Annotated in this window: 22 protein-coding genes; 15 read left to right on the top strand and 7 right to left on the bottom strand. The window is 61.5% G+C overall.

Annotated elements, in window-relative coordinates; all coding sequences use genetic code 11:
* Positions 1–22: 22 nt before the first annotated feature.
* The 6 genes from ACMGF9_RS00400 to ACMGF9_RS00375 all read left to right on the top strand — a co-directional run bounded on the left by ACMGF9_RS00400 (position 23) and on the right by ACMGF9_RS00375 (position 5,289).
* Positions 23–769 carry a molecular chaperone gene (locus ACMGF9_RS00400; RefSeq protein WP_015379345.1) on the top strand — a complete coding sequence of 249 codons (747 nt, stop codon included), beginning with the start codon at positions 23–25 and terminating at the stop codon, positions 767–769.
* An 11-nt stretch (positions 770–780) separates the two neighbouring features.
* On the top strand, positions 781–1,413 hold the full coding sequence (locus ACMGF9_RS00395; protein ID WP_414160476.1) for a fimbrial protein: 633 nt from the start codon (positions 781–783) through the stop codon (positions 1,411–1,413).
* Between the two features lie 14 nt (positions 1,414–1,427).
* Positions 1,428–2,432: a fimbrial protein gene (locus tag ACMGF9_RS00390; protein ID WP_004930911.1), complete on the top strand. Its 1,005-nt coding sequence runs from the start codon at positions 1,428–1,430 to the stop codon at positions 2,430–2,432.
* A 19-nt stretch (positions 2,433–2,451) separates the two neighbouring features.
* Positions 2,452–2,991, top strand: coding sequence for a fimbrial protein (locus ACMGF9_RS00385; RefSeq protein WP_118892654.1), 540 nt, complete (start codon positions 2,452–2,454; stop codon positions 2,989–2,991).
* 101 nt (positions 2,992–3,092) lie between these two features.
* A complete protein-coding gene (locus ACMGF9_RS00380) occupies positions 3,093–3,716 on the top strand; it encodes a helix-turn-helix transcriptional regulator (protein WP_015379348.1) in 624 nt (207 codons plus the stop codon).
* A 79-nt stretch (positions 3,717–3,795) separates the two neighbouring features.
* A complete protein-coding gene (locus ACMGF9_RS00375; protein WP_414160474.1) occupies positions 3,796–5,289 on the top strand; it encodes a PLP-dependent aminotransferase family protein in 1,494 nt (497 codons plus the stop codon).
* Here ACMGF9_RS00375 and ACMGF9_RS00370 read toward each other — a convergent pair.
* Entirely contained in the window at positions 5,286–6,203 is a 918-nt protein-coding gene (locus ACMGF9_RS00370; RefSeq protein WP_075685659.1) for a DMT family transporter, read from the bottom strand. The two genes, ACMGF9_RS00375 and ACMGF9_RS00370, sit on opposite strands and share 4 nt — an antisense overlap.
* A gap of 294 nt (positions 6,204–6,497) precedes the next feature.
* Between ACMGF9_RS00370 and ACMGF9_RS00365 the strand changes: the two genes are divergently transcribed.
* The 3 genes from ACMGF9_RS00365 to ACMGF9_RS00355 are packed head-to-tail and all read left to right on the top strand — an operon-like array spanning position 6,498 to position 12,867.
* Positions 6,498–7,736 (top strand): SrfA family protein, encoded by a 1,239-nt coding sequence (locus tag ACMGF9_RS00365; RefSeq protein ID WP_118892652.1) that lies wholly within the window; start codon positions 6,498–6,500, stop codon positions 7,734–7,736.
* Entirely contained in the window at positions 7,736–10,681 is a 2,946-nt protein-coding gene (locus ACMGF9_RS00360) for a virulence factor SrfB (RefSeq protein ID WP_162895254.1), read from the top strand. The genes ACMGF9_RS00365 and ACMGF9_RS00360 overlap by 1 nt, the downstream gene beginning before the upstream one ends.
* Positions 10,678–12,867, top strand: a complete 2,190-nt coding sequence (locus ACMGF9_RS00355; protein ID WP_118892650.1) for a virulence factor SrfC family protein — start codon at positions 10,678–10,680, stop codon at positions 12,865–12,867. Before ACMGF9_RS00360 ends, ACMGF9_RS00355 begins: the two co-directional genes overlap by 4 nt.
* A 33-nt stretch (positions 12,868–12,900) precedes the next feature.
* Here the strand turns inward: ACMGF9_RS00355 and ACMGF9_RS00350 are convergent, their stop codons facing one another.
* On the bottom strand, positions 12,901–13,800 hold the full coding sequence (locus tag ACMGF9_RS00350) for a LysR substrate-binding domain-containing protein (RefSeq protein ID WP_015379354.1): 900 nt from the start codon (positions 13,798–13,800) through the stop codon (positions 12,901–12,903).
* A gap of 142 nt (positions 13,801–13,942) precedes the next feature.
* Here ACMGF9_RS00350 and ACMGF9_RS00345 point away from each other — a divergent pair, with 142 nt between their 5' ends.
* The 4 genes from ACMGF9_RS00345 to ACMGF9_RS00330 all read left to right on the top strand — a co-directional run bounded on the left by ACMGF9_RS00345 (position 13,943) and on the right by ACMGF9_RS00330 (position 16,805).
* Entirely contained in the window at positions 13,943–14,953 is a 1,011-nt protein-coding gene (locus tag ACMGF9_RS00345) for an aldo/keto reductase (RefSeq protein WP_015379355.1), read from the top strand.
* 55 nt (positions 14,954–15,008) lie between these two features.
* Positions 15,009–15,806 (top strand): SDR family NAD(P)-dependent oxidoreductase, encoded by a 798-nt coding sequence (locus ACMGF9_RS00340; protein ID WP_004930955.1) that lies wholly within the window; start codon positions 15,009–15,011, stop codon positions 15,804–15,806.
* A 36-nt stretch (positions 15,807–15,842) separates the two neighbouring features.
* Complete coding sequence (locus tag ACMGF9_RS00335; RefSeq protein ID WP_031300306.1) at positions 15,843–16,259, top strand: SRPBCC family protein; 417 nt, start codon at positions 15,843–15,845, stop codon at positions 16,257–16,259.
* A 126-nt stretch (positions 16,260–16,385) separates the two neighbouring features.
* Positions 16,386–16,805 carry a VOC family protein gene (locus tag ACMGF9_RS00330; protein WP_004930960.1) on the top strand — a complete coding sequence of 140 codons (420 nt, stop codon included), beginning with the start codon at positions 16,386–16,388 and terminating at the stop codon, positions 16,803–16,805.
* Here the strand turns inward: ACMGF9_RS00330 and ACMGF9_RS00325 are convergent.
* From ACMGF9_RS00325 to ACMGF9_RS00310, 4 genes are all read right to left on the bottom strand, one after another.
* A complete protein-coding gene (locus ACMGF9_RS00325) occupies positions 16,802–17,485 on the bottom strand; it encodes a Crp/Fnr family transcriptional regulator (RefSeq protein ID WP_021505201.1) in 684 nt (227 codons plus the stop codon). The two genes, ACMGF9_RS00330 and ACMGF9_RS00325, sit on opposite strands and share 4 nt — an antisense overlap.
* A 280-nt stretch (positions 17,486–17,765) precedes the next feature.
* Positions 17,766–18,173, bottom strand: a complete 408-nt coding sequence (locus tag ACMGF9_RS00320) for a hypothetical protein (protein WP_118892649.1) — start codon at positions 18,171–18,173, stop codon at positions 17,766–17,768.
* Entirely contained in the window at positions 18,163–18,675 is a 513-nt protein-coding gene (locus tag ACMGF9_RS00315; protein WP_118892648.1) for a hypothetical protein, read from the bottom strand. Before ACMGF9_RS00315 ends, ACMGF9_RS00320 begins: the two co-directional genes overlap by 11 nt.
* A gap of 526 nt (positions 18,676–19,201) precedes the next feature.
* Positions 19,202–20,401, bottom strand: a complete 1,200-nt coding sequence (locus tag ACMGF9_RS00310) for an NAD(P)/FAD-dependent oxidoreductase (protein ID WP_118892647.1) — start codon at positions 20,399–20,401, stop codon at positions 19,202–19,204.
* Positions 20,402–20,701: 300 nt separating this feature from the next.
* Between ACMGF9_RS00310 and pitA the strand changes: the two genes are divergently transcribed.
* Positions 20,702–22,204: an inorganic phosphate transporter PitA gene (pitA, locus tag ACMGF9_RS00305; protein ID WP_015379362.1), complete on the top strand. Its 1,503-nt coding sequence runs from the start codon at positions 20,702–20,704 to the stop codon at positions 22,202–22,204.
* A 73-nt stretch (positions 22,205–22,277) separates the two neighbouring features.
* Here pitA and uspB read toward each other — a convergent pair whose 3' ends face one another.
* Entirely contained in the window at positions 22,278–22,613 is a 336-nt protein-coding gene (gene uspB, locus ACMGF9_RS00300) for a universal stress protein UspB (RefSeq protein ID WP_004930978.1), read from the bottom strand.
* 432 nt (positions 22,614–23,045) lie between these two features.
* Between uspB and ACMGF9_RS00295 the strand changes: the two genes are divergently transcribed.
* Positions 23,046–23,819, top strand: coding sequence for an SDR family oxidoreductase (locus ACMGF9_RS00295; RefSeq protein WP_004930983.1), 774 nt, complete (start codon positions 23,046–23,048; stop codon positions 23,817–23,819).
* Positions 23,820–23,844: the final 25 nt, after the last annotated feature.

The following is a 23,844-nucleotide window of genomic DNA, read 5'->3' as shown; positions in this document are numbered from 1 at the left end:
CGTAACGCTGAGAAATAATGACATGAACAAACACCCGATAACGCTACTGACCGCCGCCGGCCTGGCCCTGAGCGCCGTACTGCCCACCGCCGACGCGGCGATATCGCTGGATCGCACGCGCGCCGTTTATGTGAGCGACGCCAAATCGATCAGCCTGAATATCGTCAACGAAAACAAAGAGCTGCCTTTCCTGGCGCAGTCCTGGCTGGAGAACGAGCAGCATCAGAAAATCACCTCGCCGCTGGTGGTGCTGCCGCCGTTGCAGCGCGTGGAGCCGAGCGAGCGCAGCGTGGTGCGCATCACCAAGACGCCGGAAGCGGATCGCCTGCCGCAGGATCGCGAGTCGGTGTTCTACTTCAACCTGCGCGAGATCCCGCCAAAAAGCACCAAAACCAACGTGATGCAGCTGGCGCTGCAGACGCAGATCAAGCTGTTCTACCGGCCGAAGGCGATTGTCGCGCCCAAGGGTGAAGTGTGGCAGGAAAAGCTGGTGTTCCGTAAAAGCGGCAGCGCCATCACCGTCGACAACCCGACGCCGTTTTACATCACCCTGACCGGCATGACGCGGCAGACGCAAAAACAGGGCGGCGGCGCGATCGGCGGTTTTCAGCCGCTGATGCTGAAGCCGAAATCCAGCGAAAGCCTCAAGCTGCACGACACCGGCATGAACAGCTTCGTCATCACCTACATCAACGACTACGGCGGCCACCCCGAGCTGCGCTTCGTCTGCAATGGCGGCGTTTGCACCGCCGTGCCCGAGAAAAAATAAGGAGGTCCAGCATGGCTGAATTCACCGATCGACTGCGCCCTCTGCTGCTCGGCGCACTGCTGTGCGGCGGCGGCGCACTGCTGTGCGGCGGCGGCGCGCTGGCGGCAACGCCGCTGGGCGTGATCGAAGGCACCACCGGCACCGTCAGCTTTCACGGCGGTCTGCTCAGCTCTCCCTGCAGCCTGACGCCGGACAGCCGGGATCAGTCCGTCGATCTGGGCGACGTCAGCGCACGCGACTTCCGCAACGCCGGCGATCGCAGCGCGCCGGTGCGTTTTCGTCTCTCGTTCCGCAATTGCCTGCTGGGCGCGCGCGCGCTGGCGGATAACCCGGCCGGCCCGCGCAACGGCGATGCCGGCCGCCTCTACCTGCAGGGTGAGCAGGCCGCCACGCTGGTGTTTCTCGGCGAAAGCGACGTCGACAACCCGTCGCTGCTGAAGCTGAACGGCGGCGTACAGGGCATCGGCCTGCGGCTGCAAGACCAGCAGGGCCAGGCGCTGGAGCTGAATCAACGCAGCCACCCCTACATTCTGCAGCCCGGCAGCAACACCCTGTGGTTCAGCGCCAGCGTGGAATCCACCCAGCGGGCGGTGATGGCGGCCGGGTTCGCCGCCGTGGCGCACATTCAGGTGATTTACCTGTGAGGCTCGAGAACGCAATGAAAACTCAACTGACCAAACTCTGCCTGCCGCTGGCGATCGCGCTGGCGGCCCCCGCCGCCTGGGCCAACGGCTATGTCACGCCGGACGGCGGGCCGAAACAGTTCTATATCGATCTGAATGAAAGCAACATCACCAACCAGGTGGGGTTCACCAAACTGTTTCCCTATGATCTGGGCGGCACCTATACCGGCAAGGTGTATTGCGATACCCCTATCCCCACCAGCCCGCACTTTTACAAGTCGGATTCGGCGTTGCCCCCCTCCGACTACGGCAACGGCTATTTAAAGCTGAATGACTTTTTGGATTTAAAAGCCGAGGTGTGGATTGCCGGCAACAAGAACGCCTACGTCACCGTGCCTTTTTACAACGAATCGAATTTGCTGAGCCAACACCGCTGCCAGCCGCCGTACTTGCAGGTCAACAACTACGGCAGCGGCTCCAAAGGCAAGATCACCTTCCGGGTGCGCAAAAAAATCATTAACGGCGTTGAGATTAACGATCGGCAGATCATCGAGATGTACGGCCGCCTCGGCTCGACCGACGGCGGTTTCGGCCCCAACCCGATGGCGCAGGTGTTTATCCAGTCCGCGATCCTTTACGTGCCGGATAAATGCGTGGTGAACGAAGGCCAGCTGATCAACGTCGAGTTCGGCGAGATCGGCGGCAGCGATCTCAACGGCTCGAACTACCCGCAAAGCATTCCGGTGCGCTTCCAGTGCGAGGGCGGCAGCTTCGAAGACGGCACGCTGAACATCAAGCTGGCGGTGTCGGGCACGGCGGCCTCCTTCAGCAACGAGGTGTTCAAAACCGACAAGAACGATCTCGGCATCCGGCTGACGCACAACGGCCAGCTGGTCATCCCAAACGAGTTTTATCCGGTGCCGAACATCGGCAACGGCGGCTCCTGGAACCTGGTGGCGGCGCCGTTCGCCAACGGCGGCGCGGAGATCGGCGAAGGGGAATTCAACGCGTCGGCCACCATCGTGGCGGCATTCCAGTAACCGAGGGAGGAACGAAAAAATGCGTCTACGCGCTTTTACGCTGCTGGTCTGCGCACCCTGGTGGGTTGCCGTCATGCCAGCAGCGGCGAACACCGAGCTTATCGGCGCGCCGGTGCAGTTCCACGGCACAGTGGTGAGCCGGCCGTGCAATATCGAACCGCAGTCCGCCGATCAGCTGGTGGAGATGGGCACGGTGATCGTCAAAACCTTGTATCGCTACGGCCACACCACGCCGGTGCCGTTCAGCATCAAGCTGACCGACTGCAAGACCACGGTGTTCAAATCCGTCAGCGTGACCTTCAGCGGCGCCGAAGACGGAGAGCTGCCGGGCAAGCTGGCGATCAACAACGGCGCGAACGGCGCCGCCATCGCCCTGTTTGATCATCAGGGTGCGGACATCTCTCTGAATAAGGCCACCAGCGCCGTCGCGCTGCAAAACGGCCCCAACAACCTGAACTTCACCGCCTACGTACAAGGGCGGCCGAGCGCGATTCAAAACCAAAGCATTACCGAAGGCGAATTCACGTCCGTCGCCAATTTTGTGCTGGCGTACCAATAAGCCCCGCACCGCCCCAGGGAAATCAGGAAAACGCCCGGCGCGCAATCGCCGGCAATGGGCCGTCACCGTTCGCTCCGGCGCGGCCTTTTAAGGAGGCACCCATGCCAGATATTCGCTTCACGCTGTTCGACAGCGATAACTTCTACCAGCAGGGGCTGCGTCTGCTGCTGCAGGATTATCTGCACTCCCTGAACGAATGCCAGCGCCGGTACCCGCAGTTCTCGCCGCTGGCACTGCAGGCGTTGGATAACATCGAAATCGTGCTCCGCACGCCGGAAGAGCGCTGGGGCTGCGCCTGCTGTTACCAGAGCCCCTACGGCATCCCGCGGCAGCGGCAGCTGACTCTGCTGATCCTCGACGACACGACCCAGCAACAGGTGAAAAACCTGCCGCCGCTGTTCAGCATCCATCGGCGCGATTCGGCCTACGCCATCCGCCTCAAGTTGCAGATGGCGCTGGAGAAATTTATCCAGCATCCGTGGATGGCGCTGCACGCCGCCGGCATGTGGAAATGCCAGGCCTGCCGCATCGCCGCGCTCAGCCACTGCGAAAAAAAAGTGTTGGGGTTGATGAGCAGCGGCATGTCCGCCTGCAGCATCGCCGGCCTGCTGCAGCGCAGCCAGAAAACCATCAGCGCCCATAAACGCTCGGCGATGCGCAAGCTGAACGTGCGAAAAAACAGCGAGCTGAATAAGGTGCTGCTGAATCAGCGCGGGCTGAGTTGACTGACAACGGACTCGCGAGTGCCGAAAGAGTGGTTTACTCTGAATACTCATTTTCGCACTGCAAAGCGAGCCGGAATCCATGCCCAGAACAGCCCAAGTCGTTGACGTCCCCGCCCTCGGCGAGATTGACCGCCAGGCGGGGCAGCTTAGCCATCAGCTGGCGCAGGCCCTGCGCCGGGCCATTCACAAAGGCGATCTGAAAGCGGGCGATCTGCTGCCCTCGACGCGCCGGCTGTCGGCGGCGCTGGATCTGGCGCGCGGCACGGTGTTGGAAGCCTTTGCTCAGCTGACGGCGGAAGGCTTTCTCGAACCGCAGCCCGGCTCCGGCACCCGGGTCGCCCACTATCAGGCGCCGCGCCGCACGCTGCACGCCACGGCGCAGGCGAGTTCGGCGGTAGCGGTTCCGCTTTCTTCACAGGCGCAGCATCTGGCGCGCTTTGCCACGCAGGCGCGGGCGCTGCCGCCGGTGCCGTTCACTGTGTCAGTGCCAATCGGCGATACCGCGCCCGACGATATCTGGCGGCGGCTCGGCAACCGCATCCGCGCCCGCGGCCCCGGCGCGCCGTCGGGCTACGGCGATCCGCTGGGCGCACTGCCGCTGCGCGAAGCCATCTGCGACTATGTGCGCCGTTCCCGCTCGGTAAACTGTACGCCGCAGCAAATCCTCATTACCTCCGGCACCCAACAGGGGCTGTATCTGGCCGCGCAGATCCTGTTGGACGCCGGCGACAGCGCCTGGGTCGAAGATCCTGCCTACGCCGGCATTACCGCCATTTTCGATAGCCTGTTCCGCGATCGGCGCATGATTAGGGTGCCCGTCGCCGACGACGGCATCGACGTCGCCGCCGGCGTGCGCCTGGCCGCCAATGCCCGCGCCGCCTTTGTCACGCCGTCGCATCAGTATCCGCTGGGCATGCCGATGAGCATGGCGAAAAGAAGCGCCCTGCTGGCCTGGGCCAGAGAGCGGCAGGCCTGGATCGTGGAAGACGATTACGACAGCGAGATGCGCTACGCCGGCCACCCGTTCCCTTCGCTGCAGGGGCTGGCGCCCGAGCGGACGCTCTATCTCGGCACCTTCAGCAAGGTGCTGTTCCCTTCGCTGCGGTTGGGTTACGCCATCGTGCCGCCGCCGCTGGTCGACGCCTTTTGCGGCGCCAGGATCCTGATGGATCGCCATCCACCCAGCGCGGATCAATACGTGCTGGCCGCCTTTATTGCCGAAGGGTATCTCGACCGGCATATCCGCAAAATGCGCGGCGTCTACGCCGAGAAGCGTCGGGTGCTGATCGAGGCGATCAACGCTTACATCCCGGCCGAGCTGGCGGTGGTGCAGCCCTGCGATCAGGGCATGCACATGGTGCTGTGGTTGAGAAAAGATCTCGACGACGTGCGGGTCGCCCTGCAGGTCAACGAAGCCGGGTTGGCGCTGCGGGCGGTGTCGCCGATGTATGCGCCCGGCCACGGTGAGCCGGGCCTGGTGCTGGGGTTGGGCGGTTACGCCGACCGCCAGGTGCAACTGGCGGTGGAACGGCTCGGACAGGTGATCCTGGCCTGCGCCGGCAGCGGCGCCTAGCGGGAAAAACGTTTGGCGCCGAACACGCAAACCACCACGCCGGCCATCACGGCGATCATCATCGGCTGGACGGTTTCCTGCAGCAGCCAGCCCGCCAGCGCCAGGCCGAAGAACGGCTGCAGCAGCTGCAACTGCCCGACGGCGGCGATGCCGCCCTGCGCCAGGCCGCGATACCAGAAAATAAACCCAATCCACATGCTGAACACCGAGACGTAAACCAGCGACAGCCAGGCAGCGCCGCTGACCACGGGCCAGGCGGCCGGTGCCGCCAGCCAGGTGGCCGCCAGCGTCAACGGCAAGGCGACCACCAGCGCCCAGGAGATCGCCTGCCAGCCGCCGATCCGGCGCGACAGCACCGCCCCTTCGGCATAACCCAGGCCGCACAGCAACACCGCCCCGACCATCAGCGCATCCCCTTGCCAGGCGCCGCCGCTCCCCTGGCTCAACGCGAAAGCGCCCACCAGCACGGCGCCGACGCCTGAAAAAGCCCAAAAAGCGGGCTTGGGCCGCTCTCCGCCGCGCAAAACGCCAAAACCGGCGGTCGCCAGCGGCAGCAGGCCGATATACACCAGCGAATGCGCCGAGGTGGTGTGCTGCAGCGCCAGCGCCGTCAGCAGCGGAAAACCGATGACTACGCCAAGCGCCACAAACAGCAGCGGCGGCAAATCGGCCCGCGTCGGCCGCGCCTGCCGGGTGATCAACAGCGCACACAGGGCCAGCAAAGCGGCGATCGCCGCCCTGACCGCCGTCAGAAACAGCGGATCGAGCTCCAGCACCGCCACCCGGGTGGCGGGCAACGAGCCGCTGAAGATCATCATGCCAAGAAAACCGTTCATCCAGCCCTGGGCCGAATGCCCGGCGGCGGGATGTGCAGGGGTAACAACGAGAGTTTTTGCAGACTGACTGTCCGTCATGTGAACGCTCCGCACGCCTGAGGCATACCGAAATCGGCAACCCGCGAGGCGATGTCATAGTGAAAGAGAACATCGTTCCCCGGCGTCGTTTGCCGGGGCTGCGTTCTATTTTTCAGATAAAGCGGTTCACAGACAGGTCCAGATAGTGAAATTTTCACTGTGCCGGTTAGCAAAGCGCGCCGCTAACGCCAAAGAAGGGCGTTTTTCGGGCTGTCCTTGGCCGTTTGGCGGCCCTGCCTGCGGGGTATCATGGACTTTTATGCGTTTTTGTAGAACAGGACAAGGTGCGGCGCCGTGGTGAAACCCTTCTTACGCAGTGGCAGTTTGGATGACGTGCTGGCTTTAGGCGAGAACGGGCAACCGGTCTACGCCTGCGCGCAGCAGTTGCGGGAAACCCTGCGCCTTCGCCGGCAGCAGCAGGCCGCCGACTGTCTGGCGATCCCCCAGCCGAACGAAAGCGGCACCCGCATCGACTGGTATGCGCCCTTCCCCGGCAAAGTCACCTCCTGGCTGGCGGCGAGCGATGCCCAGCGCGCGCAGGCGGTACGGCACCTGGAACACTGCCTGGCGACCTTCCGCAGCCTGACGGAACAGGCCCTGGCGACCGATCACCCCAGCCATCGCCTGTTCGGCGCGCTGCTGGCCAAAGCGATGCACATACCCGACCCCAACCACGTTTACCTGGTGGACGATCGGCCGGTGCTGACCTTCTGGGGCTTTATCAAGCCGCAGGCGCAGAGCCCGGACGATCCGTTGGCCTGCCTGCGTCCGATCGAATCGGAAGTGGAAAAACCGGCGCCGATCGCTGCCGCTCCGCGCAAACCGGCCGTTGTCGAACCGGTAAAGCCGGCCCCGGCCGCCGAGCCTGAACCGGTGCCCGCTCCGGCGGCGCCCGTCGAATCCCCCACCGTTGTTCGCCCACATCGGCGCCACGCGCTGTGGCTGTTGCCGGTACTGCTGCTAGGCAGCGCGGCGCTGGCCGCCTGGCTGCACCGCTCACCGTCGCCGCAACCGGCGATGCCGGCTGAGGTGCGCCATCCGGCGCCGCCGGAAAAAACCGCCGCGCCGTTGCCTAAGCTGCGCTTGCCGCTGGCGCACGCCACGCTGATGCCGCCGCCCCCAGCCCCGGTCATCCCGCAGCCGGCGGACAAAAATGCGCTGGTGCTGCCGCCCGAGGCGGTGAAGGCCGGCTCCACCCGTTTCCTTAACGGCAAATGGCGCGCCACGGTGGCGCTGAAAGATCCGATTACCGGCAAGCGCCCCGGTCTGCAATACCGTCTGAACGGTGGCAAGGGCAGCGCCGTCATCGCCTACGGCGACGGCGTCAGCTGCCGGGTGGCGGTCGAAGCCGGGCTGATGCAGTCCGGCAATCTGGTGATCAACAGCCGCACCAAGGCGCGCTGCAGCGACGGCAGCCGCTACCAGATCCCGGAGATCGTCTGCCGCCAGGGCGAAACCGGCGCGGCAGAGTGCACCGGCCGCTACGATGCGGACACCACCTATCCCATGACGTTCAAGCGCGAGAGTAAATGATGCTGGCACCCCTTACGGACTACAAACACGGCATTACGCTGATCCAGGACAGCGGCATTCAGTTTCTGGACTTTGCCCTGACCCCGCGGCTGGACGCCGAGTTTCCCGGCAAATTCGTGCGCAAGACCGCCAGCGGCCCGCTGCTGCGCCTGCAATGGGAGGCCGAGAGCGGCAAATACCAGTTGCCGGCCGTGGGCGACCAGGCCGCCGAAGTGGTGCGGCCGGAGTTCAGCTACCCGCTGCAGCAGTCGCTGCGCCTGCTGGATAAGCTCTGGCTGCCGCTGCCCTTCTTGCGCCACACCCCGGCGGGCCTGTTTTTGTCGGGCCCGGACAACTGGGCGCGCCTGCAGGTGGTGCAGCTGGATGAACCGGATCAGGACGGCAACCTGCTGCGCGTGGTGCTGGCCTTCGACACTCGCGCCGCCGCGCCCGGCCAGGAGGCGCTGGCGCCGGGCGAAAGCGATCTCGGCGCCGATCTGAGCTTCGCGCTGGCGCACCGCAACCACGAGCTGGGCGAATTTCTCGATCTGACCTGGGTGGACGGCTGGCTGCGCGAGGCGTTCAGCCAGCGCGCCGCCGAGCGGGAACAGCGCGCCGAGGCGGAGATCAACGCCGGGCTGAAAACCTTCGAGTATCAGGCGCACTACCTCAACCTGCTGCACATGCTCGGCCACCAGCTGGCGGTGCCGCAGATAAAGATGGTGGCGGCAACGCTGCAGCAACCGGCGATCGACGTCGATCTGGTGCTGGACGTCGGCAACTCGCACACCTGCGGCGTGCTGGTCGAAGACCACCCGGAAGAGAGCAACGGCCTGAAGCAAACCTACGAGCTGCAGCTGCGTTCGCTGTCTGAACCGCACCGCGTCTACAACGAGCTGTTCGAGAGCCGGGTGGAGTTTTCTCAGGCCAGCTTCGGCAAGCCGCATCTGTCGTTCCAGAGCGGGCGCGACGACGCCTTCCAGTGGCCGTCCATCACCCGCGTCGGCCGCGAAGCCGCGCAGCTGGCGCAGCGGCGAACGGGCCATGAAGGCACCACCGGCATTTCCAGCCCGCGCCGCTACCTGTGGGACGAGGAGCGCTATGCGCCCGGCTGGCGCTTCAACGAGCGGCACGAGCCGATGGCCGCCGCCGCGCCGTTGACCACCCTGATCAACGACGAAGGCGTGCCGCTGTCCGCCCTGCCGACGGCGCAACGGCTGCCGGTGTTCACCGCCCATTACAGCCGCAGCGCGGTGATGACGCTGATGCTGAGCGAGCTGCTGGCGCAGGCGCTGATGCAGATCAACAGCATCGCCCAGCGCAGCCGCATGCCGAACGCCGCCGCGCCGCGCCGTTTGCGCGCCATCATTCTGACGCTGCCTTCGGCGATGCCGAAACCGGAGCGCGAGATTTTCCGCCGCCGCATGCAGGAGGCGATCGGGCTGGTGTGGAAGGCCCTCGGCTGGCACCCGCAGGATGCGCCGTTCGACGGCGCGCACGCCCGCTTCCCGGCGCCGCTGGTGCAGATGGAGTGGGACGAGGCCACCTGCGGTCAGATGGTCTATCTGTACAACGAAACCCAGGTGAACTTCGCCGGCCGCACCGATGCCTTCTTCGCCGCCATGGCTCGGCCCGATCGGCCGCTGGCGCCGGGTGAACAGCCCGGCAAGACGCTGCGCATCGCCTCCATCGACATCGGCGGCGGCACCACCGATCTGGCGATCACGCACTACTCGCTCGATGACGGCGTAGGCAACAACATTAAAATCAACCCGCGCCTGCTGTTCCGCGAGGGCTTTAAAGTCGCCGGCGACGACATCCTGCTGGACATCATCCAGCAGTTTGTCCTGCCCGCCGTGCAACAGGCGTTCGAGGCCGCCGGCGTGAGCGCCGCCGCGGCGCTGATGGACAAACTGTTCGGCAACGAAGGGCGCATGGACGGGCTTTCCACCCTGCGTCAGCAGGCCGCGCTGCAGATCTTCATGCCCGCCGGACGCGCGCTGCTCGGCGCCTATGAAGAATACGACCCGCTGGACAACCGGGCGGAAATCGCCGCCAGCCTGGGCGATCTGCTGCCGCAGCCGCCGACGCCGCAGGTGCTGGCGTTTATCAACGGCGAAGTGCAGCGCGAAGCCGACAGCAACGCCTTCGATATCCTGCACACCCCGCTGGTGATCCGCCTGGCCGATCTGCACGCCGCTTTCTTGTCCGATCGCATCGGCATCGGCCGCTGTCTGCGCCTGCTGGCCGAAGTGGTGGCTCTGTATACCTGCGACGTACTGCTGCTGACCGGCCGCCCGGCGCGCTTCCCCGGCGTGCAGGCGCTGCTGCGCCATCTGCAGCCGCTGCCCGCCAGCCGCATTCTGCCGCTCGAGGGGTATCACACCCGCAGCTGGTACCCGTTCAACAAACGCGGCCGCATCGACAACCCGAAATCCACCGCAGCGGTGGGCGCCATGCTGTGCCTGCTGGCGATCGATCTGCGGCTGGAGAGCTTTTACTTCAACGTCGGCGATTTCCAGCCCTACTCCACCATTCGCTATCTGGGCATGCTGGACGGCAACAACATGCTGGCGGACGATAACGTCTATTACCGCGACATCGATCTGGATCGCGCCGATTTCGCGCTCGATCCCGCCGGCAGCTTCCAGCTGCGCGGCCCGCTGCGTCTGGGGTTCCGCCAATTGGACAACGAACGCTGGCCGGCCTCGCCGCTCTATACGCTGACCATCAATGACGCCCAGCTGGCGCGCAAGCTGGCCGGCGACGCGGTGATCAGCCTGCGGCTGGCCATCACCGCCAGCGCCGAGCAGGGCGCCGAGAGCGTCAAGATCGCGCATGCGCTGCTGGCCGACGGCAGCCCCGTCCCGGCGCACCACCTGCAACTGAAACTCAATACCCTGGCTGCCAGCGCCTCCGGTGCGACCCACTACTGGATAGACAGCGGGAGCATTTACCCACGATGAACACACAAACCTTCGCCCCAGCGGCCCCGAATAACGCGCTCAGCGCCGGCATATTGCAGGCGATCGACTGGGTGGACGCCGCGCGCCGCCAATCCCCTCGCCTGGAGCGGGAGGCCGATCGCCTGATACAGCGTCTGCGCCGTTGCCATAACCGCGCCGCACGGTTGGAAAACACATGCCCTGCGCAGGTCGCCATCGGTTTGTATGGCCACAACGCCGCCGCCAAGGCCCATCTGCTGGCGGCGCTGGCGCCTGGCGCAAAGCGCTTCAACGCGGACCTTTCGCTCGCGGTGCGCTACTGCACGGCGGCCGAGGCGGGGCCCGCCGAGTATCCGATCGCCCTCGCCCTGCTCAATGAAGCGCAGTGGCTGGCCATCACGCTCGATGCCGCCGCGATGGGCGGCTTCCGGCTGGACTGGGACGCCCGCGCGATCGCCGGCCATCTGCAAACGTTGGCGCGCCACCGCCAAGCCATCGCCCCCGACGCCCTCAGCGACGGCGATGTGCTGGCGCTGTGGGATAGCCAACGCCGCCACGGCGACAAGGGGCAACAGACGCTGGACAGGCATTTCTGGCCGCAGGCCGTGGCGCTGGCGCCGCAGCTTAGCATCGACGATCGCGCGCGCCTGTTTGCGCCGCTGTGGGGAGAGGAACCGACGCTGACGACGCATTATCGCCAGCTGGCACACACGCTGCATGCCCTCGGTGACAGCCGGCAGGTTCATGCCCCGCGCCGCGCCTTGACGCTGCTGACCGCGAGCGCCGCACCGGAAAACACGGCAATCGTCGTGATGGCCGAACACGGCGGTGAACGGGAGATCGCGCTGAGCGATCTGGTCTGGTTGACCGCCGAAGTCACCACCGTTCTGCCGCAAACCGCGCAGGCGGGCCTGCCCGCCGACGTGGCGCTGATCGACCTGCCCGGCAGCTGCGCCCGCCCGCAGGCGGAACCGACGCAGCGGCTGCAACAGGCGAAACGCGCCCATTTGCTGGCCCGCTGCGCGGACGGCCTGCACGCCAACCTGCTGCTGGTAGCCGATGCCGCCGCCACGCCGCAGGACGCCGCGCGCATCGGCCAGGCGCTCGCCGGTTGGGTCGACCACACCCAGGGGGAAACCCCGGCGCTGCGCCAGCGCCGCAAACCCGGTTTAATCTGGGCGATCACGCCGTTCGACCCACGCCAGGAAGGCAAGCCGCGCCCTGACGACGCCGTTCAGCGCCAGGTCGGCGAACCCGGTGACAGCTGGGCCACACTGCTGGCGCTGGATGAGCAGGATTGCCGCCGCATGGTGAACTACCTGGCCGCACAGGCGCGCCCGGCCCACAAGCAAGCGCGCCTGCTCGAGCTGCGCGAAGAGTTGCAGCGCGAGCTGACGGAAAGCCTGCTCGGCAACTGGCTCACCGCCGCCGATCCATACGCGACCCAGCAACGCGCCCAACAGCTGCTGCGCGCGCTGCAGGCGCAGGCCGGCCGCCACGGCGAACTGCTGGAACGATTGTTGCCCCAGCGCGATACGCTGCGCCAGCTTTACCAGCAACAGCAGCACGCCGCGCCGACCCCGGCGACGCCTGCGCCGTTCGGGCTCGACATCGATCTGTTCGGCGCACCGGAAACCCCGGCGCCCGGCGAGCCCCCCACGTCACCCTTTGCCGCGCGGATATTCGCGGATTGGATCAACCATCTGCGCAGCCTGCCGGACAGCCGCCGGTTGCTGGATCTGCTCGGCGTCGACAAACCGCATCTCGAACTGCTGGTTGATGCGTTGATCGGCGCCGCCTGCCGCCAGCGGCTCGATGATGAGCTGGAGCGCGCGCTGTGCGCCGGCGGCCTGCCGGAACAGGGGGAAGATCGGCAGATCAGCCAGGCGTTGGCGCTGTTGGGCGACTTCGTCGCCTGGCTCGGCTTCCAGCGGCGCGATGCGGCAACGCGCCCCGAGAGCCGCGTCAATCCCGGCCAACCGATCTTTACCCCGCCGCCGCAGCCGGCGGTGGACTGGAGCGGCCAGCAGCGGCTCACTCGGCTGGCGCCGACGCCAACCAAAAGTACCGCATTTTATATCTATGACTGGCTGATCGGCCTGCAGACCCTGCTGGCGGAAAATGCCGCGCAGGCGCAGCCGGCGCTGGCAGACGAGCAACGCGCCGACCTGGCGGCGATCGTCGCCGCCCTGCGCGCTGCGCCGTAGCGGGCGCCATCCGGGCCGGACGCCGCCGCGCAGTCAGTGGCAGGCCGGCCCGGCCGACATCACTTCGCGGAAATGGGTGACCAGCGGGCGCAGGTTGGCCTTGTGCCACACGGCCCACAGCTGCGTGGTGTATTGCATCCAGGGCAGCTCGCGCAACACTACACCTTGCGGCGCGTTATGCCGCAGGCTGTGCTGGATCAACGTCATCCCCAACCCGGCGGCGACCAGCCCCAACGCAGTCAGCGGCTCGCCCGCCTCCAGCCGAATATCCGGATCGAACCCGGCCTTCACGCAGGCCGCCACGAAGTCGTCGCGCGAATGGGCATCCTCTTTGTGGATCACCGAGATCCAGGCCTGATCGGTGAGATCCGCCGGCTGCAGCGTTTCCCTGTCCGCCAGCGGATGCGTCTGCGGCAGGGCCAGCAACATGCGATCGTCCAACACCTGCGTATAGTCCAAATCCTGATCGTCGCGATCCGGCGCCGTATTGACCAGCGCCACGTCCAGGCTACGCTGCCGCAGCCCTTCCAGCTGCATGGAAGAAGGCTGGCTGTAAAGCACGATGTGCACATCCGGCCGGGACACCCGCAGCGACCGCAAGGCGTTCGACAAGACGCCGGAGTGCATCGCATTTTCGATATAGCCAATGCACAGCCCGCCGTCTTCCCCGCGCCCCAGACGGCGCCCAAGCGACTCGAGCCGGGTGGCGTGCGTCAACAGCGCGCGGGTTTCTGCCAGAAACGTCTGGCCGTCGGCGGTCAGGCGGATGCGCTGCTGATTGCGTTCGAACAGCATCAATCCGAGGCGCTCCTCAAGCTGGGAAATCTGCCGGCTCAGCGGTGACTGGGAAATGTGCAGCCGTTCGGCGGCGCGGCCGACGTGCTCTTCTTCCGCCACCGCCACAAAGTATTTCAACTGACGTAAATCGATCATGTGAGACCTCAAAGGACTTAACTTAGACAAATTATGTCCTATCAAGTCACAACTTGCCAAGTTATCTTTAGCCTCGTGACGGGGCAGACGCTGTATGAGCCCCACTAGTTTCCCTGAAAAGATAACGAATTGAGGATTCACCATGAGCATCAAAAATATTTTACCCGGCAAGATCGGTTTGGGCGGCGCGCCGCTCGGCAATATGTTCCGCGCCATTCCAGAAGAAGAAGCGCTGGCTACCGTAACCAGCGCCTGGGACTTGGGCATCCGCTACTTCGACACCGCACCGCTTTACGGTTCCGGCCTGTCGGAAATTCGCATGGGCGAAGCGCTCTCTCAGTACCCACGCGATGAGTTCGTGCTGAGCACCAAAGTGGGCCGCATCATGCTGGACGAAATGGAAGATCCCGCCGCCCGCGATCTGGGTGAGAAAGGCGGCCTGTTCGAACACGGTTTGAAAAACAAGATCCTGAACGACTACTCGGAAGACGGCACGCTTCGCTCCATTGAACACAGCCTGAAGCGTCTTAAAACCGACCGTCTGGATATCGTCTGGATCCACGACGTCGCTCAGGATTTCTACGGCGACAGCTGGCTGGAACAGTTCAATATCGCCCGTACCGGCGCCTTCCGCGCACTGTCCCGCCTGCGTGACGAAGGCGTGATCAAAGCCTGGGGCCTCGGGGTCAACCGCGTCGAGCCTTGCGAACTGACGCTGGCGCTTGATGAGCCGAAACCGGATGCCTTCCTGCTGGCCGGCCGCTACAGCCTGCTGGATCACGAACGCGCCCTGCAACGCCTGATGCCGGAAGCGCTGGAACAGAATGTCGATATCGTCGTCGGCGGCCCATACAGCTCCGGTGTGCTGGCCGGCGGCGAACATTTCGAATATCAGAAAGCGTCCCCGGCTATTCGCCAGCAAGTCGCGAAAATCAAAGAGATCGCCGCTCGCTTCCAGGTAGACGTCAAAGCCGCTGCGCTGCAATTCGCGCTGGCTAACCCGGCCGTCGCCGCCGTGATCCCCGGTTCGAGCCGTCCTGGCCGCATGGCCGAAGATCTGGCTGCGCTGGATGCAGTGATCCCGGCTGAGTTCTGGGCGGAGATGCGCCGTCAGAAACTGGTGGCCGACAACGCGCCGCTGCCGATTCGTTAAGTTTTATGGGGCCGCACCCCGGCCCCATTACCCACATGACAGAGTGATATACATGATGAAACTGGATCTTTCAGGCAAAGTCGCCGTCGTCAGCGGCTCCACCTCCGGCATCGGTCTCGGCATCGCGCGCGGGCTTGCCAAAACGGGCGCCACCGTGGTGATCGTCGGCCGTCAGAAAGCCGGGGTCGATAACGCCATCGCCGACATCAGCGCCAACGTGCCCGGCGCGCAGGTACGCGGCGTGGTCGCCGATCTCGGCACCGAACAAGGGGCTGCAACCCTGTTCGCCGCGGAGCCTAAAGCCGACGTGCTGGTCAACAACCTCGGTATTTTCAACGATAAAGACTTCTTTACCGTGCCCGACAGCGAGTGGATGCACTTCTATAACGTCAACGTCCTCTCGGGCGTGCGTCTGGCGCGCCACTACGCGCAGAGCATGACCGAACAGGGCTGGGGACGCATTATTTTCGTGTCGTCCGAATCCGGCGTCGCCATCCCGGCGGATATGATCAACTACGGCGTGACCAAAAGCGCCAACCTGGCGGTATCTCACGGCCTGGCGAAACGCCTCGCCGGCACCGGCGTGACGGTCAACGCCATCCTGCCAGGGCCAACCTTTACCGAAGGCCTGCAGGAGATGCTGGCGGAAGCGGCGGCCAAATCCGGGCGCAGCGCGCGCGATCAGGCCGACGAGTTCGTTAAAACCGAACGCCCAAGCTCCATCATTCAACGCGCGGCGGACGTCGATGAAGTGGCCAACCTGGCCGTTTACCTTGCGTCTCCGCTGTCTTCGGCCACTACCGGCGCGGCGCTGCGCGTCGACGGCGGCGTCGTCGACACCCTGGCAATGTAATTCCGTACCCTAAACCGATATCAAGAGAGAAAGAAAATGGCTACTACATCCGTATCTATGAACATCCCGGCATCCGCCGACACCGTATGGCAACTGATCGGCGGCTTCGACGCCCTGCCTGACTGGCTGCCGTTCATTCCGAAAAGCGTCGTTTCTGAAGGCGGCCGCGTGCGCACTTTGACGACCTCTGACGGCGGTACCGTTATCGAGCGGCTGGAAGCGTTCGACAACCGTCAACGCAGCTACAGCTACTCCATCATGCAGGCGCCGTTCCCGGTGGTGAATTACCTGTCCACCCTGTCGGTACACGCCACCGACGACGCCAACGTGGCGCGCGTGGAATGGTCGGGCAGCTTCACGCCGGTCAATATCAGCGACGACGAAGCCGTCGCCCTGTTCCATGGCATCTACCAGGATGGCCTGGATGCGCTGAGCGGCAACTTCCCGCGTTAATGCGTGAACACTCCTCACGCTTACGGCCGATGGTGAAAACCATCGGCCATTTTTTTGCTTTAGCTCTGGAGCAGGATAAATCCGCCAGCGCCGTTTATGCTGTAAAGGAGACTTCCGTTTGAGGAGATGGCCGTGCGCCCTTTCAGCCTGAAGACTATCGACCATGTGGTGCTGCGCGTGCGCGATATGCAGAAAAGCCTGCATTTTTATACCCGGATCGTCGGCTGTGATATCGCCAAACAGCGGCCGGATTTGGGGCTGATGCACCTGCGCGCCGGAGCGGCCATGATCGATCTGGTGGATATTAACGGCGTGTTGGGGAAAAAAGGCGGCACGGCGCCCGATCCTCACCGGCAAAATGTCGATCACATCTGCCTGCGCATCGATCCTTTCAACGAGGACGAGCTGTTGGCCTATCTGCGATCGCAGGGGATCGGCGTTGATCCCGCCGAATCGCGCTATGGCGCTGAAGGCGACGGCCCGTCCATTTATTTCAGCGATCCGGACGGCAATCGCGTGGAATTGAAGGGGCCGGCGATCGGCTAGATCCTGGCGCTCCCGTTGATGTCGGACAGCCGTTGGCGATCCGTCACCCGCAGTGATTTGTTTTTAAATTGAATGATGCCGTCCGCCGCGAGCTGCGCCAGCGCGCGGCTCAGCTGTCTGACGGAGATGCCCAATCTCGCCGCCAGCGCCTCCCGGTTTTCCAGCTCAATCAATTCCCCTTCGTTCTTTATCTTGAATAATAAAAATTTTCGCAGTTTATACTCCGCCGTAAAAACGCCGTTCGCATGCAGCAAAGAGGCATTCAGCAGCTTATTGCTCAATTGCCGGCAGATAAAGGTGAGGAACGCCGGGTCGCTCAGGGCGTGATTGTTGATGGCCTCTATCGGTGCCGCGAGGAGCAGCGCGTCGGTCACCGCCTGCACGGTGCTGAACAGCGTGCGCTGCGCCTGGGAGAACAGCTCCAGATCGCCAATCACCGAGAAATCCGTTTCGAAGGAAAAGACAATGTGCGCGCCATTCACATCAAAATTCTCAACCTGCAATTTTCCCTGCACGAGAAAAAACAGGTGGGTCAAACGATCGCTTTGCGTCACCAGGTATTCGCCGGCTTCGACGCTGACCAGGCGCAGTGCGGCGAGCAGCGTGGGCGAAAGCGCCGTTCGCAGATCGTGAGCGTCGATAAAAGCTTCTTTTAGCTTGCTGTCACCGACCGTTTTCAAGGCGATTCACTCCCAGGGCTCATCCTTAAACGTCTTACATCCTCGCTTTCGACTGCGTTCAGCATAGCCGACGCGCTTCAGAACGAAAAAGGACATCTGACCTTTTTTGCCTTAGGTCGTCTGGGTACTTTCTCCGCATAGCCCACCCGAGGAGATGGCCATGCGACATATTTTGATAGATACCGATACCGCTTCCGACGATGCTGCAGAGCTGAAGTGTGAGACGGATATTATTTTAAAAAACACCGATAATTAATAATTAGCTCTAATATATTAAAACTCATGTTTTTTCTTTGAACTTGTTTATTTCTTTATGTATGTCTGATATTTCATTTTCTAGTTCAAGGTCAGTATCAGAAATTTCGTCTATCATTTTCTGAGCAACCTCAGATAACTGGGTCATCTTACTTTTTTCAACGAGACTCTTCGCTTTTGATTTATAATGTTTCGCTTTATACTTCTTAGAGAATCTCATCATCCATTCATGGCATAAAAATGAACGAAAAGAGTCTATCCATTTTGCAAAATAACTATTTGTTATTACCACCAAGACAAGCAATTGGTAATAAACTTGTAAGGATAGGGTCTCAATTAGAATATCTTTATACTTGAAAGTAAAAAGATAATAAACTAATGCACCAAGAGATAGTTGTATGATTATTTTCGGTGCGTCATTTTTACTTTCCATTGGCATCACCTTCAGACTGGTTTGCCTTCCCTGTCTTTTCAGACTCGGTTATAATATTTTGCGTTGTTATCATTACCTCAAGTATCATCCCAAGAATCAGAACAACTAGGTTTGCAGCTACAACATCTTTAGAACCCATTTTTTCGAACTGGTCTAATTTATCAGTATATATATTGGTTATATAAAACCTGTTATCTAGCACTCCATTTTTTTCATTATAAATATAAACAACTTTACATGGTGTGTTATTTAAAATATTTACCATTGAGCATATCAGCTCGGCATCTTCTTTTTTTACATTACAATTTTTTGGTAACTTAACTAATCTAGATAACTTTAATATTGTATTGGATGCCATATCCTTAGCCAAAGTTGTAATAATAAAAATGTCCCCATTTTTTTTAAATCTAACCCGAGACTCCCGCTCATCCTCATCATTACTCAATATCTCAGCATCCGAAATTTTTAATATTGCTTCTTTTATTTCGTCTAAAGTGAACATCCATTCTCCTTTTAAATATTGGCCTTAGTATATCTTTGGCTATAAAATTTCAAATAAAAAAACACCCAGCAATGTGGCTCTCCTAAAGTACAGAAAACCAAAAATTTATTCCCCTGGTAATAGACTCTCACAGAGTGTAGCAACCAAATTGCTCCTTTCAGTGTAGCCGTACTCCAAGACGTATCTCAAGAGCAACTTCCTATTTAATCAAATAAAACAGCTGCGAGAATGGCTATTGCCAGCAACGCTTTGTCATGTCTTTTGAGCCGGGTTAAAGACGATAGTTACTAGATAAGGCGTAACAGCCGAACTGAACAGAGGAGCGCACATAAAGTCCCCATCCAAATTTTCGATCCTGAGTATCGGCTGTTGCATGACGCCTTCGGCTGGCAGGATGACGATTTTAACCGCAGCAACCGACAGGCGCTGGAGGCGAGTTTTCTCGACGGCAACACTAAAATGAAATTAATGAATCAGCTCAAGGCCGGGCCAATGTGACCCGGCACGTGTCAAGGCTGAGCGGGTTTTAACGCCCCTGCGCCACCAGCGCCTGGGCGCAGGCCCAGGCCGAACTCCAGGCCCACTGGAAGTTGTAACCGCCCAGCCACCCGGTCACGTCCACCACTTCGCCGATGAAGTAGAGCCCCGGCGCCTTGTGGGCCTCCATCGTCTTGGAGGAAAGTTCGTTGGTGTCGACGCCGCCGAGCGTCACTTCCGCCGTGCGGTAGCCTTCGGTGCCGTTCGGCTGCACGCGCCAGTTCTGCAACAGATCCACCAGCGCCGCTTGTTGCGGCGCATTCAGCTGCTTCAGCGTCGCCTCCGGCAGTTGTCCCAGGGTCTGCAAGCACTCCACCAGCCGCTTCGGCAAATGCAGCGCCAGGGTGTTTTTCAGGCTTTGGTTCGGGTGCTCTTGGCGTTGGTTATCCAGGAAGCCCGCCAGATCCAGCTCAGGAAGTAAGTTAACGCTCACATACTCACCCGGCTGCCAGTAGCTGGACAGCTGCAATACCGCCGGGCCGGAGAGACCGCGATGGGTGAACAGGATGCTTTCACGGAAGCTGACGCCGTTCTCGGCGGTGATCACCGCCGGCACCGACACGCCGGACAGCGCCTGCACATGCTCCAGCAGCGGCTTATGCAGGGTAAAAGGCACCAGCCCGGCGCGCGTCGGCAGCACCCTGAGGCCGAACTGCTCCGCCAGTTTGTAACCGAACGGCGAGGCGCCCAACCCCGGCATGGATAATCCGCCGCTGGCCACCACGAGTGAGCGAGCACTTACTTTTTCGCCATTGAGCGCCAGCTGGTAGCCGTTCTCGGTTTTCTCCACGCCCAGCACTTCGCTGCGCAGGCGCATCGTCACCTGGCCCAGCTCGCACTCTTTGACCAGCAGATCCACCACCTGCTGCGCCGAATCGTCGCAGAACAGCTGCCCCAGCGTTTTTTCATGGTAGGCGATGCCGTAGCGGTTGATCAGATCGATGAAGTCCCACTGGGTGTAGCGCGCCAGCGCCGACTTGCAGAAGTGCGGGTTGTTCGACAGATAGGCCGCCGGTTCGGCGTACATGTTGGTAAAGTTGCAGCGCCCGCCGCCGGACATCAGGATCTTGCGGCCCGGTTTTTTGCCGTTGTCGAGCAGCAACACGCGGCAACCGAGTTGCCCCGCCTGCGCGGCGCAAAACATGCCGGCGGCACCCGCCCCAATCACTACGACATCAAACTGTTCCACCTGAGCCTCACTTATCAAAACCACAATCGCGACAAAAGAGCGCCATATTACGCCGTTTCGCCGCCGGTCACCGCCAAATTCACGGCGGCAGATTGTAAAGCCCCGGCGCCGCCAACGCCACAGTAAGAAAATATTACAGAGGTCAGAGGAGAATAACGCGTTGATATTCAATATTTTTGTTATAGGCGCGTCATCGTTTCGTCATGTCCAAATCAAAAAAACGTCATATTTTCCTTTTCCCCGGCCCCGGTTGTCACTGATAATGCGCGGCGTTCATGTCCACAAACTGGCGTAACGCTTATGCTGCATTTGTTCGCTGGCCTGGATTTCCATACCGGCCTGATGTTAATTCTCGCATTGTTGTTCGTGTTGTTTTATGAAGCCATCAACGGTTTTCATGATACGGCCAATGCGGTCGCTACAGTTATTTATACCCGCGCCATGCGCTCGCAACTTGCGGTCGTGATGGCAGGTTTGTTCAACTTTCTTGGCGTAATGCTCGGCGGTTTGAGTGTTGCTTACGCCATCGTCCACTTGCTGCCTACCGATCTGTTGTTGAACGTCAGTTCAGCACACGGATTAGCCATGGTCTTCTCCATGCTGTTGGCGGCAATCATCTGGAACCTCGGCACCTGGTATTTCGGTCTGCCGGCCTCCAGTTCCCATACGCTGATAGGCGCAATCATCGGTGTCGGTTTAACCAACGCCCTGATGACCCACACTTCGGTGGTGGATGCGCTTAACGTCCCGAAAATGATTGGCATTTTCCTTTCTCTGCTGTTCTCGCCGCTGGTCGGCATGATGGTGGCGGGAGTGATGGTGTTCGCCTTGCGCCGCTATTGGAGTGGCACCAAGAAACGCCAGCGTATCCACATGACCCCTGCGGAACGTGAAAAGGTCGACGGCAAACGCAAGCCGCCGTTCTGGACCCGTATCGCGCTGATCCTGTCGGCGATTGGCGTCAGCTTCTCGCACGGCGCCAACGACGGCCAGAAAGGCATCGGCCTTATCATGCTGGTGTTGATCGGCGTTGCGCCGGCCGGCTTCGTGGTCAATATGAATGCAACCGGTTATGACATCACCCGTACGCGTGACGCCGTGACCCACCTGCAGCAATATTACCAGCAGCACGGCGACGCGCTGTCGCATGCGGTGTCGCTGACGCCGCTGGTGCCAAGCCCGGATGACGAAGCTGCGTCTGGCAAACCGGCCGAGTTCCACTGTGACAGTTCGCGCGCCATGCCGGCGATCGAGCTGGCTCAGGGCATGCTGACCAACCTGCAAAGCTACGATCAGCTGACGGTTGACCAGCGCAGCCACCTGCGCCGCCTGCTGATGTGCGTGACCGACACGGCGGATAAAGTCGCCAAGCTGCCGGAAACCTCATCCGCCGACCAGCGCTTCCTGAAGAACCTGCGTCAGGATCTGCTGCAGACCGTCGAGTACGCGCCGATGTGGATCATCGTCGCCGTCGCGCTGGCGCTGTCGCTCGGTACCATGGTGGGCTGGAAACGCGTGGCCACCACCATCGGCGAGAAGATCGGCAAGAAAGGCATGACCTACGCCCAGGGCGTATCGGCCCAGATGACCGCGGCGCTGTCGATCGGCGTGGCGAGCTATACCGGCATGCCGGTCTCCACCACCCACGTCCTCTCTTCGGCGGTTGCCGGGACGATGATCGTGGACGGCGGCGGCGTGCAGAGCAAAACCGTGAAGAACATCCTGTTGGCCTGGGTACTGACCCTGCCAATCTCGATTCTGCTTTCCGGTGCGCTGTATTGGATTGCGTTGAAGCTGATCTAAGCGATAAGCATCATGAGGAAGGCGGCCGCAGGGCCGCCTTTTTTTTGCCTGCATCAAGGGAAACAGAAAGGCATTAATACCAAATCATCATCGCTATCAGGCAGATGACCACCAGGCCGCACAGGGCCGAGGTCAGCATAAACTGCCCGCGCACCCGCTCACAGCGGCGAATAAACTCCGGATCGTGGTGTTCGACATAGCGCTGCGCAAAGATATAGCGCACCAGCCTCAGCTGCTTGCTGGGTTGGCCGTGGGCGGTGAAGAAGCCGCCGCCGTCGACGTATTGGTACAGCAGCGGGTCACAGCCGCGCAATACCACCAGCAGCGCGCGCAGAGAAGAGTAATACCGCACCATGTTTACCACACACACCACACATAAGGCCCAAAACAGCGCGACGGTACTGATCATGATTGCCCCCTCAAGGCGTTGTTATCCGCGGCCATCCGCCGGGTCCAACCGCCCTACCTCATTACCCGATACTCTGCTGGAGCTTACCGCTCTCATCCCCTTTTTTTGCCTGCACGGGCCACGCCCATAACCCACCGCCTCCGAAGACGTTGCCGCAGCGCACGATGAGATTTGCACGGCATGGTTCTACTCAGAGGAGAAATGATGAGGCCCATATCCATCATTGTAGGTTAATGAAACGCAAACTGGCCTGAGCAGTGGATAAAATTTACCGCCCTGTAGCGAAAAGTCACCTGCCGGGGCGTTATAAGCGATAACCGTCCGTTTCGATTATGTCGCTTTTCTGGATAGTCTATCCCGCGCCACGCCGCTGATCTTTCCCCCACGCTGGCTAGACTCAGGTTTCCGTTACGCTCATCCAAGGAAACTGTTATGGCAAACCATTCAATCAAGGGAAAAACCGTCCTCATCGCCGGCGGCGCCAAAAACCTCGGCGGGCTGATCGCGCGCGATTTGGCTGAACAAGGCGCCAAAGCGGTGGTGATCCACTACAACAGCGCCGCTTCCAAAGCCGAAGCGGAAAAAACCGTCGCCGCCATTCAGGCCGCCGGGGCGCAAGGTGTCGCGCTGCAGGCCGATCTGACCACCGCGGGCGCGGTCGAGAAGCTGTTCGCCGATGCGGTCGCCGCCGTCGGCAAGCCGGATATCGCCATCAATACCGTCGGCAAGGTGCTGAAAAAGCCGCTGATCGACATCAGCGAAGCCGAGTACGACGAGATGACGGCGGTCAACGCCAAAACCGCGTTCTTCTTCCTGAAAGAAGCGGGTAAGCACCTTAACGACAACGGCAAAATCTGCACGCTGGTCACCTCGCTGCTCGGCGCCTTCACGCCGTTCTACGCCGCTTATGCCGGCACCAAGGCGCCGGTGGAGCACTTCACCCGCGCCGCCGCCAAGGAGTTCGGCGAGCGCGGTATCTCCGTGACGGCGGTCGGCCCCGGCCCGATGGATACCCCGTTCTTCTACCCGGCAGAGGGTGCGGACGCCGTGGCCTACCACAAGACGGCGGCGGCGCTGTCGCCATTCAGCCAAACCGGCCTGACCGATATCGAAGACGTGGTGCCGTTCATCCGCCATCTGGTCAGCGACGGCTGGTGGGTAACCGGCCAAACCATCCTGATCAACGGTGGCTACACCACCAAATGAACCCGGCGGGGGCACCTATCGCCCC

The organism is Serratia sp. BNK-23 (genome assembly GCF_047456145.1).
GTDB lineage: Bacteria > Pseudomonadota > Gammaproteobacteria > Enterobacterales > Enterobacteriaceae > Serratia > Serratia nematodiphila.
Note: the sequence above shows the minus strand (reverse complement) of the source record. Positions and strands in the feature narration are given on the sequence as shown.

Coding starts and splice junctions, on each gene's coding strand:
- ACMGF9_RS00350 (WP_015379354.1), bottom strand. CDS start 13,800: ATGATCGATTTACGTCAGTTGAAATACTTTGTGGCGGTGGCGGAAGAA.
- ACMGF9_RS00320 (WP_118892649.1), bottom strand. CDS start 18,173: ATGGAAAGTAAAAATGACGCACCGAAAATAATCATACAACTATCTCTT.
- ACMGF9_RS00385 (WP_118892654.1), top strand. CDS start 2,452: ATGCGTCTACGCGCTTTTACGCTGCTGGTCTGCGCACCCTGGTGGGTT.
- ACMGF9_RS00380 (WP_015379348.1), top strand. CDS start 3,093: ATGCCAGATATTCGCTTCACGCTGTTCGACAGCGATAACTTCTACCAG.
- ACMGF9_RS00390 (WP_004930911.1), top strand. CDS start 1,428: ATGAAAACTCAACTGACCAAACTCTGCCTGCCGCTGGCGATCGCGCTG.
- ACMGF9_RS00335 (WP_031300306.1), top strand. CDS start 15,843: ATGGCTACTACATCCGTATCTATGAACATCCCGGCATCCGCCGACACC.
- ACMGF9_RS00360 (WP_162895254.1), top strand. CDS start 7,736: ATGCTGGCACCCCTTACGGACTACAAACACGGCATTACGCTGATCCAG.
- ACMGF9_RS00295 (WP_004930983.1), top strand. CDS start 23,046: ATGGCAAACCATTCAATCAAGGGAAAAACCGTCCTCATCGCCGGCGGC.
- ACMGF9_RS00355 (WP_118892650.1), top strand. CDS start 10,678: ATGAACACACAAACCTTCGCCCCAGCGGCCCCGAATAACGCGCTCAGC.
- ACMGF9_RS00315 (WP_118892648.1), bottom strand. CDS start 18,675: ATGTTCACTTTAGACGAAATAAAAGAAGCAATATTAAAAATTTCGGAT.
- ACMGF9_RS00395 (WP_414160476.1), top strand. CDS start 781: ATGGCTGAATTCACCGATCGACTGCGCCCTCTGCTGCTCGGCGCACTG.
- uspB (WP_004930978.1), bottom strand. CDS start 22,613: ATGATCAGTACCGTCGCGCTGTTTTGGGCCTTATGTGTGGTGTGTGTG.
- ACMGF9_RS00400 (WP_015379345.1), top strand. CDS start 23: ATGAACAAACACCCGATAACGCTACTGACCGCCGCCGGCCTGGCCCTG.
- ACMGF9_RS00345 (WP_015379355.1), top strand. CDS start 13,943: ATGAGCATCAAAAATATTTTACCCGGCAAGATCGGTTTGGGCGGCGCG.
- ACMGF9_RS00340 (WP_004930955.1), top strand. CDS start 15,009: ATGAAACTGGATCTTTCAGGCAAAGTCGCCGTCGTCAGCGGCTCCACC.
- pitA (WP_015379362.1), top strand. CDS start 20,702: ATGCTGCATTTGTTCGCTGGCCTGGATTTCCATACCGGCCTGATGTTA.
- ACMGF9_RS00330 (WP_004930960.1), top strand. CDS start 16,386: ATGGCCGTGCGCCCTTTCAGCCTGAAGACTATCGACCATGTGGTGCTG.
- ACMGF9_RS00375 (WP_414160474.1), top strand. CDS start 3,796: ATGCCCAGAACAGCCCAAGTCGTTGACGTCCCCGCCCTCGGCGAGATT.
- ACMGF9_RS00370 (WP_075685659.1), bottom strand. CDS start 6,203: ATGACGGACAGTCAGTCTGCAAAAACTCTCGTTGTTACCCCTGCACAT.